The organism is Primorskyibacter sp. S87, from assembly GCF_049801055.1.
Lineage (GTDB): Bacteria > Pseudomonadota > Alphaproteobacteria > Rhodobacterales > Rhodobacteraceae > JBNAGF01.
The window spans coordinates 180,678-194,813 of record NZ_JBNAGF010000003.1; the positions used below are offsets into that span (position 1 = coordinate 180,678).

Genomic DNA, 14,136 nt, shown 5'->3' on the forward strand with positions numbered 1-14,136 from the left:
GAGTTATGACCGATCTTCAACCCGTGCGCCGCGCGCTGCTTTCTGTTTCCGACAAGACCGGATTGATCGAACTGGGCACCGCGCTGGCAGGGCGTGGCGTGGAGCTCCTGTCGACCGGTGGGACTGCCAAAGCGCTTCGCGAAGCGGGGCTTGAGGTTCGGGACGTTTCGGATGTGACCGGTTTTCCGGAAATGATGGATGGCCGGGTCAAGACGCTGCACCCCATGGTTCATGGCGGCCTTTTGGCCCTGCGTGACAATGGGGATCATGTTGCTGCGATGGAAAAGCACGGGATCGGTGGTATCGACCTGCTGGTCGTGAACCTTTATCCGTTCGAGGCAACGGTAGCAAAGGGCGCCAATTATGACACCTGCATCGAGAACATTGATATCGGTGGTCCGGCGATGATCCGGGCCGCGGCCAAGAACCATGCGTTCGTCAATGTGGTCGTGGATGTCGAAGACTACGAAAAACTCCTTGGCGATATGGATCAGCACGACGGTGCCACCTGCCCGAAATTCCGCCGCAAGCTGGCACAGAAGGCCTATGCCCGGACGGCTGCTTACGACGCGGCTGTCTCGAACTGGTTGGCGGAAGCGTTGGAACTTGAGGCACCCAAGCGCCGGGCGTTTGCCGGCGAGCTGAAGCAAACTCTGCGCTATGGTGAGAATAGCCACCAGAAAGCTGCGTTTTACACCGACGGTTCCAACCGGTCGGGTGTAGCGACCGCCGAGCAGCTGCAGGGCAAAGAACTTTCCTACAACAACATCAACGACACCGATGCCGCCTATGAACTGGTCGCCGAATTCGATCCGGCGGACAGCGCGGCGGTTGCCATTATCAAGCATGCCAACCCGTGCGGCGTGGCAAGGGCATCGACGCTTGCCGAGGCGTATCAGAAGGCCTTTGATTGCGACCGGACGTCGGCCTTTGGCGGGATCGTAGCTTTGAATCGGGCGCTCGACGCGGAAACGGCCCGTAAGATCACCGAGATCTTCACCGAAGTGGTTATCGCACCCGGCGCCTCGGACGAGGCAAAAGAAATCTTTGCGGCTAAGTCGAATCTTCGCCTGCTGCTGTCCGACGGCCTGCCGGACACCCGCCAGCCGATCAAAGCTTTCAAGCAGGTCGCGGGCGGTATGTTGGTGCAGGACAAGGATGTCGGGTATGTCGGGCGGGAGGATCTGAAGGTCGTCACCGAGAAAGCCCCGACCGACGACCAGATGCAGGATCTGCTGTTTGCGTGGAAAGTTGCCAAGCACGTAAAGTCGAATGCGATCGTCTACGTAAAGGACAATGCAACCGTAGGTGTCGGCGCCGGCCAGATGAGCCGCCTCGACAGTGCCAATGTTGCCGCATCCAAGGCAGAACGGATGGCCGCTGAACTTGGCCTGCCCGAAAGCCTCGCCAAAGGGTGCGCCGTGGCATCAGACGCGTTCTTTCCCTTCCCGGACGGGCTCTTGGAGGCCGCGGCAGCTGGCGGCACATGCGTGATTCAGCCCGGTGGCTCGATGCGGGATGATGAGGTCATCAAGGCGGCTAACGAGGCCGGCCTTGCCATGGTCTTCACCGGCATGCGGCATTTCCGGCACTGATGCCGATGCGCGCAACATTCTGGGCCGCGTTTTGGGCCTTTCTGATCGATCAGTTGAGTAAATATCTTGTGGTTCATGCCATGGACCTGTCGCGGGTCCACGTCATCAAAGTGTGGCCTCCGTTCCTGACCTTTCGCTACGGCGAGAACCAGGGGATCAACTTTGGTCTCTTCCAGGATGACTCTGATCTGATGCGCTGGATCTTGGTCGGCTTCTCAGTGGCCGTCTGCATCGCGGTGATTTGGTGGGTGCGCCGTTGCAAGGGCGGTATCGGCATGCAAATCGGGGCCGGGTTGATGGTTGGTGGCGCACTTGGGAATGTGGTGGACAGGCTGCTCTACGGATATGTTCTGGATTTTCTCAACATGTCCTGTTGCGGTATTGACAACCCTTATGTGTTCAACATTGCGGATGTGTTTATCTTTGGTGGTGCAGCGGCGCTGTTTCTGTTTGAACCTCGTGGGCAAAATCGCAAGAAAACGCCTTGATCGGAAATGCACAAAAACGCCCCGTGACCTGCGCAGGCAAATGGGGTAAAAACCGTCGAAACAGGCAGGAGAAGACCATGCGTGTCGCGCTGGGACTTATCATATTGACTGCCGGGCTGGGCCTGGCAGGTTGTGCAAACAAGGGATTGCGCGACCTGAAGGCGCCGGGGACGGGCCCTGATGAGTTCATGATTCAACCTGCCAAGCCGCTCACCGCGCCCAAGGATTACGCGGTTCTACCGCCTCCAACGCCGGGTGGGCGTAACTTGACGGATATTAATCCGAATGCTGATGCTGTTGTCGCGCTCGGCGGGCGCGCTTCAGCGCTGGAAACATCTGGGATTCCGAGTTCGGACGCCGCGCTGGTGACTGCTTCGAGCCGATACGGCGTTGCGCAGGACGCCCGGGCTGTCATTGCATCAGAGGATGCCGAGTTTCGCAAGCGTCAGGGACGCATGACCCGGATCAAGCTGTTCCCGGTTGACCGGTACGAGCAGGTTTATCGCAAGGAAGCCCTGAGCCCGAGCCAACAAAACCAGCTGTTCCGAAACTCGGGCGCGGCGACGCCGTCTGCTCCGCCAGTGTCGGAATAACCCGAGCGCGGCCTTGCCAACGGTCGATCAGGTTTCGGTGAGTGCGGCTCACGCCAGATTAAATTCCGTTAACCTACCTTGAACATGCTTCGCCACACCGTAGTTTGTGACGGGCAGACAAGGAGGATCCTCTATGTTTCAAAGGCTGGCGCTGGTCGCAACGCTGATGGCCGCCGCAATCCCCGCCGCGGCGTCGGAGGCGAATATGCAGACCGAAGAAGCCGTTACCACATTCGCACTGGACAACGGCATGCAGGTGGTCGTGGTCGAAGATCATCGTGCGCCAGTGGTTCAGCACATGGTCTGGTATCGGATCGGTTCCGCTGACGAACCTGTCGGTTCCTCCGGTGTTGCCCATTTTCTCGAGCATCTTCTGTTCAAGGCCACCGACAATCTTGCTTCGGGCGAGCTGTCCGCAACGGTTGCGGCGAATGGTGGGCAGGATAACGCCTTCACCAGCTATGATTACACTGCGTATTTTCAACGTGTTGCCGCTGACCGGTTGGAGTTGATGATGCAGATGGAGTCGGACCGGATGCAAAATCTCCGATTGACCGAAGCTGACATAGCAACGGAACGCGATGTCATTCTGGAAGAACGAAACCAGCGCACCGACAGCAACCCGCGCTCTCTCTTTGGAGAGCAGATGAATGCCACCCAGTACTACAATCACCGTTACGGAGTGCCGGTCATCGGGTGGCGTCACGAAATGGAAACGCTTGATCTCGACGACGCGCTGGGTTTTTACAAAACCTACTATGCCCCCAATAACGCCATTCTGGTGGTGTCCGGCGACGTCTATCCCGAGGACGTTAAACGCCTCGCGGAAACCTACTATGGCGTGATTCCGGCAAACCCCGACCTGCCAGAAAGGTTGCGCACACAGGAACCGCCCCAAACAGCCGCACGGCGTCTGAAATTCAAGGATGCGCGGGTGGCGCAGCCTTATGTCCAGCGCAGCTATCTGGCGCCCGAGCGCGACGCCGGCGCGCAGGAGAAAGCCGCGGCGCTTTACCTTCTGGCGGAACTATTGGGCGGCGGAACCACGTCGCATCTCGCGGAAAAGTTGCAGTTCGACAGCCGGACAGCCGTTTACACAGGGGCATTCTATAACGGCATGTCGCTGGATGATGCGACTTTTGATCTGATAATCCTGCCGGCCGAGGGCGTGTCGCTCGAAGAGGCCGAGGCAGCCTTGGACGAGGCTGTGGCAGCTTTCATCGAAGAGGGCGTGGATGCGGATGATCTCGACCGGATCAAGATGCAGCTTCGCGCTGCGCAGATCTACGCACGCGACAACGTGGACAGCATTGCAAACCGTTATGGCCGAGCCCTGACCAGCGGTTTGACCGTCGAAGATGTCCAGGAGTGGCCGAGCATTCTTCAGGACGTGACCGGCGAAGATATCATTGCTGCGGCGCGATCGGTGCTGCGCCCTGAAACATCGGTGACCGGCTGGCTTATGCGTGCCGAGGAGGTGACCCAATGAAAGCTGTTCTTGCACTGATTTTGGCCTTGATGCTGGCCGTTCCGGCCACCGCTGAAGTCCGGATACAGGAAGTTACGTCCCCAAAGGGCATCAAAGCCTGGCTGGTAGAGGAGCATTCGATTCCCTTTACCGCGCTGGAGATCCGCTTTCGCGGTGGCACGTCTCTGGATGCTCCAGACAGGCGCGGCTCCACCTACCTGATGGCTGCACTGATCGAAGAAGGGGCCGGGGAATTGGATGCCCGGACATTTGCCCGGGAACTGGAGGCGCTTGCGGCTTCGTTTTCCTATGACAGCAGCGACGATTCCCTCTCGGTTTCTGCCCGTTTCCTCACTGAAAACCGGGATGAGGCGGCAGACCTTTTGCGGCTTTCTCTGCTTCAACCGCGGTTCGATCTTGAGGCGGTTGACCGGGTCCGGGCGCAGGTGCTCTCGGGGTTGAGGTCCGACTTGAAGGATCCCAGCGCGATTGCAGGCCGCACTTTTTCGACCATGGCCTATGGCGACCATCCCTATGCCAGCGACGGAAAAGGCACGATTGAAAGCGTCCAGGCGTTGACCCGCGAAGATATTGTTGCTGCACACAAGGGCGCGCTATCTTTGGATCGCATATATGTCAGCGCCGTTGGCGATATCACCGCAGAAGAACTTGGCAATTTACTTGATCACCTTTTGGGCGACCTCCCGGAAACGGGCGCTCCGGTTCCCGCCAAGGCACAGGTGCAGATTGACGAAGGCACGACTGTTGTGGACTACGATACGCCTCAGTCCGTGGCGCTTTTTGCGCAGCCCGGAATGGAGCGGGACGATGACGACTTTTTTGCCGCCTACTTGCTGAATCATATTCTTGGGGGCGGATCGTTCGAAAGTCGGCTCATGCACGAAGTGCGCGAGAAACGTGGTCTGACCTATGGCGTGTATTCCTATCTCGTGCCCAAGGATCTTGCCGCCGTTTACATGGGCAGCGTTGCCTCTGCGAATGATCGCATTGCCGAAACAGTGCAGGTCATCCGGGACGAATGGGCGAAGATGGCAAAAGACGGCGTAACCGAAGAAGAACTGCGCAACGCAAAGACCTATCTGACCGGAGCTTACCCCCTGCGGTTTGACGGGAACGGAAAGATCGCGTCGATCATGGTGGGCATGCAGATGGATAACCTGCCGATCGACTACATCGCCACCCGGAATGACAAGGTGAACGCAGTTACACTTGAGGATATCAACCGGGTTGCAAACGAATTGCTGCAACCCGAGAAACTCCATTTCGTGGTGGTTGGAAAACCGGAGGGGCTGAAAACCACAAACTGAACTGCTCACCTCTTGCCGGCGCGCCTTGCGGAGCAAGGTCTCGCCGGCAAGAGTTCGGAACAAATGGCGCTGGGTATCAAGCGCCCTTTGCTGTTCAGCTACGTGTGGTCAGGATTTGCCACCTGACATCGACCGCAGCATCTGGCCAATCATCCGACCCGCTTGGCCTGAGCCGCGCTGATAGAGGGCACCATCCACTGACAGTACCGTGCCGCTAATGTAGCTCGCCATATCTGACCCAAGAAAGAGGCAGGCATTGGCGACATCCTCAGGTTGGCCCCAACGGCCCAGAGGGACATCTGCCTTGAATTTCTTTTCGGCGTCCGGAGATGGTGCCAGACGCTTGGCGCCTTCGGTGCCTTCGATGAAACCGGGCACAACCGAGTTTACCCGGATCCCCTCGACGCCCCATTCCAGCGCCAATGTGCGCGTGATCTGATCGACCCCGGCCTTTGCGGCACAGACATGGGCTTGCCCTTCGTAGGGAAGCCACGATTGCGGCGCCGAGATGTTGATTATGGATGCTCCGGGACGTTTCAGGAACGGGTATGCGCCCTTCATTACGTGGACCGTTCCCATCAGGTCGATATCGATCACCGTCTTGAAGGCATTAACTGACATTTCCGCTGTGAGGGCCGGGAAATTTCCGGCGGCGCCGGAAACCAGAACGTCAAACTCTCCCAATGCTGCGTTGATCTGGGCCAGGCCGTCCGCCACGGCATCGGGGTCACGAACATCAAAGGTCAAACCAACGGCCTCGGTCGCGCCAGCTGTCTTAAGGGCCGCAACCGTATCATCTACCTTGTCCTGACTGCGACTGGCCACGGCCAGTTTTGCTCCGGCACTGGCAAAGGCCTCTGCAATGCCACGGTTGATGCCACTCGTGCCGCCTATAACGACGACAGTTTTTCCCGCAAAATTCATTCGATACCTTCCGGTTAATTTGCCGGGGCCTACTCTCCGTAGGGAACCCAGATGTTTTTCACCTCGGTCGACTCTAGCAGGAAACGCCGGCTGTGATCCTGAAACCAGTCACAGGACGCAGCGTTGTTCACCCATGTGCGTTTTAGATTGCCGGCTGAACCGGTTTCCACGGCACCCGAAAGGTCGGTTGATGAAAAACTCCATACCGCATCGACGTTTAAGTGCTCGGAAAGTGGTTTCGCGATTTCGGAATGGTTCCCTGTCAGGATGTTGACCACGCCTGCCGGAACGTCCGAAGTCTCGAGGACCTGGTAGAAATCTGTCGCGGCCAAAGGATAGGGTTCGCTTGCAGCAAGCACCACACGATTGCCCATGGCCATCGCCGGAGCCATCGCTGAAACCAGACCCAGCAGGGGGGCCTCGTCAGCGCACAGCACCCCGATCACCCCGACAGGCTCGTTCATGGCGATGGCCACGCCGCGGATCGGAACCCCGTGCACTTTGCCATCATACTTGTCAGCCCATGCCGCGGCGGTGAAGAGGCGCTGTATCGACGCCTCGACTTCTTTGGCGCCTCCTCGTTTTCCGGTCATCGAGTCAATCCGCTTAGCCAATTCGTCCGAACGGGCCGCAAGGTTCTCGGCGATGTAATACAGGATCTGTGCCCGCAAATGCCCGGTCGTCTTGCTCCATGCTTTGGCCCCTGCGGCGGCCTCAACGGCGTTTCGAACGTCTTTTCGGTTGGCAAGCCCGACATGGCCCAACAGACCGGACCGACCCCAGACCGGCCGCGAATAACCGCCATCAGGTCTTGCCTGTTTGCCACCAACATACATCTTGGCTGTTCGATCAATCGCATCTACCGAAGAACCTTCACCGGTTTCAGCTTCCAGTCTGTTCAGGGGTTTCGATTTGCCCTTGGCTTTTGTGTAGGCGCTCAATCCCTCCCAACCGCCCTCACGGCCAAATCCGCTTTCGCGCATACCGCCGAAACCGGCGGCTGCGTCAAACAGGTTGGTGGCATTGATCCAGACAACACCGGCAACTAGCTTGGGTGCGATGTCGAGCGCGAGATTGATGTTTTCGGTCCAGACAGTGGCCGCAAGCCCATAGCGGGTATTGTTCGCCAGTTCGACCGCCTCAGCCGGTGTCCGGAAGGTTGAAGACACCAGCACAGGACCAAAGATTTCCTCCTGCATCAATGGGTCCGAGGTCTCAAGCCCGGTGATCAGGGTCGGCGGGTAGTAACAGCCATTCTCGGGAAGAGGCGTATTGGCGTGATGTGTCTCTCCGACGGTGTTGTCTGCGACCATCCGGCTAATCGTCTGCAATTGCACGGGATCTACAACTGCCCCGACATCGATGCTCTTGTCGAGCGGATTGCCAATGCGCAGTTTGTCCATCCGAGCACGGAGCTTCTCATGAAAACGCCCGGCGATGCCTTCCTGCACCAACAGCCGTGATCCAGCGCAGCACACTTGCCCCTGATTGAACCAAATCGCATCGACCAGCCCTTCGATTGCGCTGTCGATATCAGCGTCGTCAAAAACCACGTAGGCTGATTTCCCGCCCAGTTCGAGCGTCAGGGCCTTGCCAGATCCGGCGGTCGATTGACGGATACGACGCCCGACCGATGTTGAACCCGTAAACGCGATCTTGTCCACTTCGGCAGACACGATCATCTCGCCCACAGCCCCATCACCCGTGACGATGTTGACAACGCCCTTGGGAAGGCCGGCCTGCACACAGATGTCGGCAAACAGCAATGCGGTCAGAGACGTGTATTCGGCGGGTTTGAGAACCACACAGTTGCCCATTGCAAGCGCCGGTGCGATTTTCCATGCCAGCATCAGCAGCGGGAAGTTCCACGGAATGATCTGGCCGCAAACGCCCAGCGCCTGTGCATCGGGTAGCTCACTCTCCATCAATTGCGCCATGCCCGCATGATAATAGAAATGCCGCTGTGCCAACGGGATATCAATGTCCCGGCTCTCGCGGATCGGCTTACCATTGTCGAGGCTTTCCAGAACGGCAAACAGGCGCGCATGTTTTTGTAGCAACCGGGCTATGGCATAAAGGTACCGGGCCCGGCCCGGCCCGGCCAATCGTTCCCACTTCGGCTGCGCTTTGCGTGCAGCTGAAACCGCAGCATCCACATCCGCCTGGGTCGCTTGCGTCAGGGTTGCCAGAACTTCTGCGGTGGCTGGATTCCGGCTCTCGAAGCCGTCACCGGGTTCCGTGAACCGGCCGTCGATGAAATGGCCGAAACGGTCGCCCTGGTCGACCAGCCAGGCCAAAGCCTCTGCCGCGCTTTCAGGAGCAGGTCCATAATCCATGGTCTCGAAAATTTCTTTGACGGTCATGCGGTCACATTCTGCGCTGGGCAGCCTTCGGGGTTGAGGACGCGTTTTGTCGAGGCGGGAAACTTGTCGAGCATCGCCGCCGGTCGGATCGGGCGCGGTACCAGATTGCCGCCGCAGTTGGGGCAGGTGCCCTCTAGCACATCCGCCGCGCATCCAGAGCAGAAGGTGCATTCGAACGTGCAGATCATGGCTTGATCACTTTCCGGCGGCAGGTCTCGATCACAGCATTCGCAGTTCGGTCGGAGTTCAAGCATCTCGCTATCCAATCCCGTGGCGATACCCGGCAGAGTACGCGCCGGTTACATGATGTTCCAACTGACGTTCGATATCGCCAAGAAGCGATGAGGCTCCAAATCGGAACAGATCGGGTTCCAGCCAACGATCCCCCAGCTCTTCCTTGATCAGTGACAGGTACACCAATGCATCTTTGGCTTTTGAGATCCCGCCGGCCGGTTTGTAACCGACGCGATAGCCCGTTCGGTCAAAATAGTCGCGAATGGCGCGGATCATCACGACAGACACCGGCAGTGTCGCGTTCACGCTTTCCTTGCCGGTCGACGTCTTGATGAAGTCGGCACCTGCCATCATGCAAACCAGCGAAGCGCGTCCGACATTGCGCAGGCTGCCGAGTTCTCCGGTCGCAAGGATCGCTTTCACATGCGCTTCGCCACAGGCCGCCCGGAATGACTGCATCTCGTCGTAGAGCGCCTGCCAATCACCAGACAGAACATGACGACGAGAGATCACGATATCAATTTCATTGGCGCCGGCCTTGACGCTTTCTTCTATCTCAGCAACCCGCAAGTGGAACGGAGAAAGCCCGGCCGGAAACCCCGTTGACACCGCAGCAACCGGAATTCCGGTACCGGACAAAGCCTGAACGGCGGCTACAATCATGTCGTGATAGACGCAAACCGCCCCGGTCGTGATCGGATCCATACCCAGCGCGTCCAGCAGTTCGGCACGCACCGGTTGGCGGGCCTTGGCACATAAACGACGAACGCGCCCGACGGTATCGTCACCCGCAAGTGTGGTCAGATCGATCAAGGTTATCGCTTTCAGCAACCATGCCGCCTGATGGTCCTTTTTGACCGAACGTCGTCCGGGCAAGGTCGCTGCGCGCCTTTCGATGGCCGAAGTGTTGGCCTGTACTGATCTCAGCCATTCAAGGTCGAGCTCCATCCCCGGGTTTCGGGGCTCTGCCACTCGAGGCAGATGCGCGGTTTGCTCTGGGCTCTGCGTTTCCATCTTCGCTTCCTTAGGGAGGTTTGCACAAAACGTCGCATGCCAAACGTCATGTTGGCAAGCGATGGGCGGGCCTTTGTGGAAACTTTTTTACCAATTGGACAAAAAAACCTTTGTTGCGAATAATTCTCAATCGCGTTGACTTAGATGAGAATCGTTCTCATATTGTATGGCGGAAACTCAGTTCGTGGGATTTGTAATGATTCGTCGCCAGTTCCTGATCGCAAGTAGCCTGATTGTGGCTGCTTTGACCCTGAGCCCTGTTGGGGCGCAGGCCGAACAGCCATTGAAGGTGGTGGCAACCACCGGCATGATCGCTGACGCCACACGGGAAGTCGGCGGGGATTTGGTGGACGTGCGTGGCCTGATGGGGCCGGGCGTAGATCCGCATGCGTATCGTCAAACCCGGAGCGACATCGTTGCCATGACCCGCGCGGACCTTGTGTTGGCACATGGTCTCTATCTCGAAGCGCAGATGGAGAGCTTTCTCCAGGATCTGGGTCGCAAGCGCAACGTGATCGCGGTGGCGGATGAGATCCCAAGGGAATTGCTGCGTGGCCACGACAGTTATGAGGACAAGTTTGACCCGCATGTCTGGATGGTCCCGGACCTCTGGGCCCATGTGGTGCGAAATATTCAGGATGCCCTGACCGCAGCCCGCCCCGAGGCGGCCGACATCTTTGCAACAAATGCCGACAAGCATCTGGAACAGGTCGACAGGCTGGCAAGCTACGCGCGCCAAACCATGAACGGCGTTCCGCAGGACGCGCGAGTTCTGCTGACGGCCCATGATGCTTTTGGATATTTCGGCGACGCATATGGCATCGAAGTGCTGGGAATTCAGGGCATTTCGACCGAAAGTGAAGCGGGTTTGAACCGCATTAGCGAGATGGTTGATATCCTTGTCGATCGCGGGATTGGCGCCGTCTTTGTTGAAACCTCGGTGTCTGACCGGAACATTCGCGCCCTCATCGAAGGCGCCGCCGCACGGGGCCACGAGGTTCGTGTAGGAGGAGAGCTCTTCAGCGACGCCATGGGGCCTGATGGCTCTTACGAAGGGACCTATATTGGAATGATCGACCACAATGTCACGGTCATCGCCGGAGGTCTGGGGGCGGACGTTGTCGAACGCGGCATGGATGGAAAACTGTCAGCAGGTATGTGAGACATGCTGGAACTGGCTCATAATCAGGGTGCTCAAGACCGGGAAAGCGTGATTGCCGACAGCCCATTGGCTGTGCGTGGAATGACGGTGTCCTATGGGCAGAAGCCGGCGGTATTCTCCGTCGATATGACGATAGAACCCGGTGCCATGACCGCAATTATCGGACCGAACGGCGCCGGAAAATCGACCTTGCTCAAGGCAGCCCTGGGCATTGTGAAGCCCCTTTCCGGTCAGGTGACCATTTTCGGCAAGCCGCTTGACGATCAGCGCGCCCGGATCGCCTATGTCCCGCAGCGGGCCTCGGTCGACTGGGACTTCCCGACCCGTGTCATCGACGTGGTCCTGATGGGGCTCTATCGCGAATTGGGTTTGATCGGGCGCCTGCTGTCGCGGCACACGGCAAAGGCGATGGACTGTCTTCACCGTGTCGGAATGCAGAATTTCGCTCATCGTCAGATCGGACAGCTTTCCGGCGGCCAGCAACAGCGTGTATTTCTTGCGCGCGCGTTGGCGCAGGATGCTGATCTCTACCTGCTGGATGAACCGTTTGCCGGCGTGGACGCTGCGACCGAAAAAGCAATTATCGGTGTTTTGAAGTCACTCAAAGAGGCCGGAAAAACTGTCGTCGTCGTGCACCACGACCTTGCCACCGTTACCGACTATTTCAACCACGTTTTCCTGATCAACACCCGTAAAATCGCCGAAGGCCCGGTGTCGGAAGCCTTCACCGCCGATACTTTGCAGGCTGCATACGGGGGACGACTGGCGACGGCACAGGTTGACCAGCTGTCGCAGGTTGTCGGGTAACCCATGCTAAGCGATGCCCTGTTACTGCAGCTTGGTTATAACGCCACGCTGGTAGCGGCCGGTGCCACGTTGCTGGGGATTTCAGCGGGTGTCGCCGGAACGTTTTTGTTCCTACGCAAGCGCGCCTTGGTGAGCGACGCAATCTCACATGCCACGCTGCCCGGCGTGTGCTGCGCGTTCTTGCTGATGGTTGCTTTAGGCGGAGATGGCCGAAACCTTGTCGGGTTGCTCGCCGGATCCGCCATTTCTGCCTGGATCGGTCTTTGGTGTCTCAGCTGGATTACCCGAAACACACGGCTTGCCGAGGACTCCGCGATCGGGGCAGTTCTGTCGGTTTTCTTTGGGTTCGGGGTGGTGTTGCTGACCGTAATCCAGACCCTTGGCGCTGGCCGTCAAGCTGGGCTGGAAAGCTTTCTGCTGGGCTCGACCGCCGGAATGCTCTGGTCGGACGCGGTCGTCATCGCGGCCGGAGGGGCAGTAACACTCACGCTGATACTCTTGCTAAGGCGGCCTCTAACACTTGTCGCGTTTGATCCGGAATACGCGGCTGCCCGGGGGGTGCCGGTCGATCGGGTGGATCTTGCCATGATGGGGCTGGTGATGGCGGTAACCGTCGTAGGACTGAAAATCGTCGGCCTGATCCTGATCGTAGCTTTGCTGATCATTCCTCCGGTAACGGCTCGGTTCTGGACAGACAGGGCCGACCGTGTTGCGGTTCTTTCCGGAGCGACAGGTGGCGTCGCGGGATATGTCGGCGCGGCGATTTCGGCTTCGGCCCCAAACCTGCCCACCGGGCCCATCATCGTCATCACCTGTTTCAGTCTGTTTCTGCTTTCCCTACTGTTCGCACCGAACCGTGGAGTACTGGCGGCGGTGCTACGGCACTTGCGGTTCCAGAAACGAGTTCATTTGCGGCAGGGGTTGTTGGCGTTGGCACAGAGCCAGCCCATCTACGAAAAACTCACTTTGCGTCTGCTCCGTCGCGCCGGTCTGGTCCGCGCAGACGGCGTCGCAACTGAGGCCGGGCGCGCTCGCGCTGCCAAGGCCCTGCGGGATGAAAAGCGTTGGGAAATCGTTCGATCGGATCAGTCGCACGAAGCTGCAGCAGCGCTGTATGACGGGCTGCGCGACATTGAAACCGTACTAACAACAGACCAGATCCGGGACATCGATGCGCGTATCGGTGGCCCAAAGGGAGTTCCGGCATGAGCGGTGAAGAGTTTGTGCCCCTCTCTCTGACGCCTTTGCTGATCGGAGTGTTCAGCGCCGTGGCCTGCGCGTTACCCGGCAACTTTCTGGTGTTGAGAAAACAAGCCCTGATCGGTGATGCGATCAGCCATGTTGTGCTGCCGGGTATCGTGGTGGCCTTCCTTCTGACCGGTGCGATATCCGCGTGGCCAATGATGTTGGGCGCGGCAGGTGCCGCGATCGTAGCCGTGGCGCTGATTGAGGCGATCCGCCGGTTGGGGCGGATCGAACCCGGAGCGGCCATGGGCGTGGTCTTTACCACCATGTTTGCGGCGGGCGTTCTATTGCTGGAGCAATCTGACACCTCGTCGGTCCATCTGGATGTTCAGCATGCCCTCTATGGCAATCTCGAAAGCCTCATCTGGCTGGATGCGACCGGATGGGCTTCATTACTGGATCCAGAAGCTTTGCGCGGGCTGCCGCCCGAGTTGTCGCGAATGGGTTTGACCCTGTTGGCGGTAATCGCGTTCACATGGTTGTTCTGGCGCCCATTGAAGATTTCGACTTTCGACGAGGGCTTTGCGCGAACTGTTGGAATCCGAACCGGCCCGCTCGGTCTTGCACTGGTGATCGTTGCTGCGATTGCGGCTGTGGCCGCCTTTGACGCCGTGGGTTCAATCATCGTGATCGCAATGTTCATTTGCCCGCCGGCCGCCGCCCGTCTGATGACGAACCAACTGGAACATCAGATTGCGTGGAGCGTCGTTTTTGCCATTGCTGCGGCAGTCTCGGGATATGTGTTGGCCGGTTACGGGCCATTGTGGCTTGGTCGACAGGACGCAGTCAGCGCCGCAGGTATGATCGCGACCATGTCCGGAATCTTTCTGGCTTTGGCGGCTGTATTCGGGCCGTGTCGCAGCCGAGAGGGGGCTCCGGTCGAGGGATGATCCGAGCCTGATATCCAAGGTCGGA

General features: G+C 58.6%; 13 protein-coding genes. 9 read left to right on the plus strand and 4 right to left on the minus strand.

The features are described from left to right. Positions 1-5 precede the first annotated feature (5 nt). The 5 genes from purH (at position 6) to ACP15U_RS07090 (ending at position 5,472) form a co-directional block, all read left to right on the plus strand. Positions 6-1,595, plus strand: coding sequence for a bifunctional phosphoribosylaminoimidazolecarboxamide formyltransferase/IMP cyclohydrolase (gene purH, locus ACP15U_RS07070; RefSeq protein ID WP_425044446.1), 1,590 nt, complete (start codon positions 6-8; stop codon positions 1,593-1,595). Next, the gene (gene lspA / locus ACP15U_RS07075) at positions 1,595-2,083 is read left to right on the plus strand and encodes a signal peptidase II (protein WP_425044447.1); all 489 of its coding nucleotides are present in this window, start codon (positions 1,595-1,597) and stop codon (positions 2,081-2,083) included. Before purH ends, lspA begins: the two co-directional genes overlap by 1 nt. Positions 2,084-2,160: 77 nt before the next feature. Continuing rightward, positions 2,161-2,676 (plus strand): DUF3035 domain-containing protein, encoded by a 516-nt coding sequence (locus ACP15U_RS07080; protein WP_425044448.1) that lies wholly within the window; start codon positions 2,161-2,163, stop codon positions 2,674-2,676. Between the two features lie 133 nt (positions 2,677-2,809). After that, complete coding sequence (locus ACP15U_RS07085) at positions 2,810-4,165, plus strand: M16 family metallopeptidase (RefSeq protein ID WP_425044449.1); 1,356 nt, start codon at positions 2,810-2,812, stop codon at positions 4,163-4,165. Next, entirely contained in the window at positions 4,162-5,472 is a 1,311-nt protein-coding gene (locus ACP15U_RS07090) for a M16 family metallopeptidase (protein ID WP_425044450.1), read from the plus strand. Before ACP15U_RS07085 ends, ACP15U_RS07090 begins: the two co-directional genes overlap by 4 nt. Before the next feature lie 108 nt (positions 5,473-5,580). Here the strand turns inward: ACP15U_RS07090 and ACP15U_RS07095 are convergent, their stop codons facing one another. From ACP15U_RS07095 to deoC, 4 genes are read right to left on the minus strand one after another with little or no spacing between them, the layout of a single operon-like run. Further along, positions 5,581-6,396, minus strand: coding sequence for an SDR family oxidoreductase (locus ACP15U_RS07095; RefSeq protein WP_425044451.1), 816 nt, complete (start codon positions 6,394-6,396; stop codon positions 5,581-5,583). 29 nt (positions 6,397-6,425) lie between these two features. Further along, a complete protein-coding gene (locus ACP15U_RS07100; RefSeq protein ID WP_425044452.1) occupies positions 6,426-8,759 on the minus strand; it encodes an aldehyde dehydrogenase family protein in 2,334 nt (777 codons plus the stop codon). Then, on the minus strand, positions 8,756-9,013 hold the full coding sequence (locus ACP15U_RS07105) for a DUF1272 domain-containing protein (RefSeq protein ID WP_425044453.1): 258 nt from the start codon (positions 9,011-9,013) through the stop codon (positions 8,756-8,758). The genes ACP15U_RS07100 and ACP15U_RS07105 overlap by 4 nt, the downstream gene beginning before the upstream one ends. Positions 9,014-9,017: 4 nt before the next feature. Then, positions 9,018-10,007, minus strand: a complete 990-nt coding sequence (deoC, locus tag ACP15U_RS07110) for a deoxyribose-phosphate aldolase (protein WP_425044454.1) — start codon at positions 10,005-10,007, stop codon at positions 9,018-9,020. A 196-nt stretch (positions 10,008-10,203) separates the two neighbouring features. Here deoC and ACP15U_RS07115 point away from each other — a divergent pair, with 196 nt between their 5' ends. The 4 genes from ACP15U_RS07115 to ACP15U_RS07130 are packed head-to-tail and all read left to right on the plus strand — an operon-like array spanning position 10,204 to position 14,111. After that, a complete protein-coding gene (locus ACP15U_RS07115) occupies positions 10,204-11,169 on the plus strand; it encodes a metal ABC transporter solute-binding protein, Zn/Mn family (RefSeq protein WP_425044455.1) in 966 nt (321 codons plus the stop codon). 3 nt (positions 11,170-11,172) lie between these two features. Beyond that, complete coding sequence (locus ACP15U_RS07120; protein ID WP_425044456.1) at positions 11,173-11,976, plus strand: metal ABC transporter ATP-binding protein; 804 nt, start codon at positions 11,173-11,175, stop codon at positions 11,974-11,976. Positions 11,977-11,979: 3 nt separating this feature from the next. After that, on the plus strand, positions 11,980-13,185 hold the full coding sequence (locus ACP15U_RS07125) for a metal ABC transporter permease (RefSeq protein ID WP_425044457.1): 1,206 nt from the start codon (positions 11,980-11,982) through the stop codon (positions 13,183-13,185). Next, positions 13,182-14,111, plus strand: a complete 930-nt coding sequence (locus ACP15U_RS07130) for a metal ABC transporter permease (RefSeq protein ID WP_425044458.1) — start codon at positions 13,182-13,184, stop codon at positions 14,109-14,111. The genes ACP15U_RS07125 and ACP15U_RS07130 overlap by 4 nt, the downstream gene beginning before the upstream one ends. Positions 14,112-14,136 lie beyond the last annotated feature (25 nt).

What these genes read in the sequence shown, in the direction of transcription:
- purH (WP_425044446.1), top strand. Translation starts at nt 6, where the DNA reads ATGACCGATCTTCAACCCGTGCGCCGCGCGCTGCTTTCTGTTTCCGAC.
- lspA (WP_425044447.1), top strand. Translation starts at nt 1,595, where the DNA reads ATGCCGATGCGCGCAACATTCTGGGCCGCGTTTTGGGCCTTTCTGATC.
- ACP15U_RS07080 (WP_425044448.1), top strand. Translation starts at nt 2,161, where the DNA reads ATGCGTGTCGCGCTGGGACTTATCATATTGACTGCCGGGCTGGGCCTG.
- ACP15U_RS07085 (WP_425044449.1), top strand. Translation starts at nt 2,810, where the DNA reads ATGTTTCAAAGGCTGGCGCTGGTCGCAACGCTGATGGCCGCCGCAATC.
- ACP15U_RS07090 (WP_425044450.1), top strand. Translation starts at nt 4,162, where the DNA reads ATGAAAGCTGTTCTTGCACTGATTTTGGCCTTGATGCTGGCCGTTCCG.
- ACP15U_RS07095 (WP_425044451.1), bottom strand. Translation starts at nt 6,396, where the DNA reads ATGAATTTTGCGGGAAAAACTGTCGTCGTTATAGGCGGCACGAGTGGC.
- ACP15U_RS07100 (WP_425044452.1), bottom strand. Translation starts at nt 8,759, where the DNA reads ATGACCGTCAAAGAAATTTTCGAGACCATGGATTATGGACCTGCTCCT.
- ACP15U_RS07105 (WP_425044453.1), bottom strand. Translation starts at nt 9,013, where the DNA reads ATGCTTGAACTCCGACCGAACTGCGAATGCTGTGATCGAGACCTGCCG.
- deoC (WP_425044454.1), bottom strand. Translation starts at nt 10,007, where the DNA reads ATGGAAACGCAGAGCCCAGAGCAAACCGCGCATCTGCCTCGAGTGGCA.
- ACP15U_RS07115 (WP_425044455.1), top strand. Translation starts at nt 10,204, where the DNA reads ATGATTCGTCGCCAGTTCCTGATCGCAAGTAGCCTGATTGTGGCTGCT.
- ACP15U_RS07120 (WP_425044456.1), top strand. Translation starts at nt 11,173, where the DNA reads ATGCTGGAACTGGCTCATAATCAGGGTGCTCAAGACCGGGAAAGCGTG.
- ACP15U_RS07125 (WP_425044457.1), top strand. Translation starts at nt 11,980, where the DNA reads ATGCTAAGCGATGCCCTGTTACTGCAGCTTGGTTATAACGCCACGCTG.
- ACP15U_RS07130 (WP_425044458.1), top strand. Translation starts at nt 13,182, where the DNA reads ATGAGCGGTGAAGAGTTTGTGCCCCTCTCTCTGACGCCTTTGCTGATC.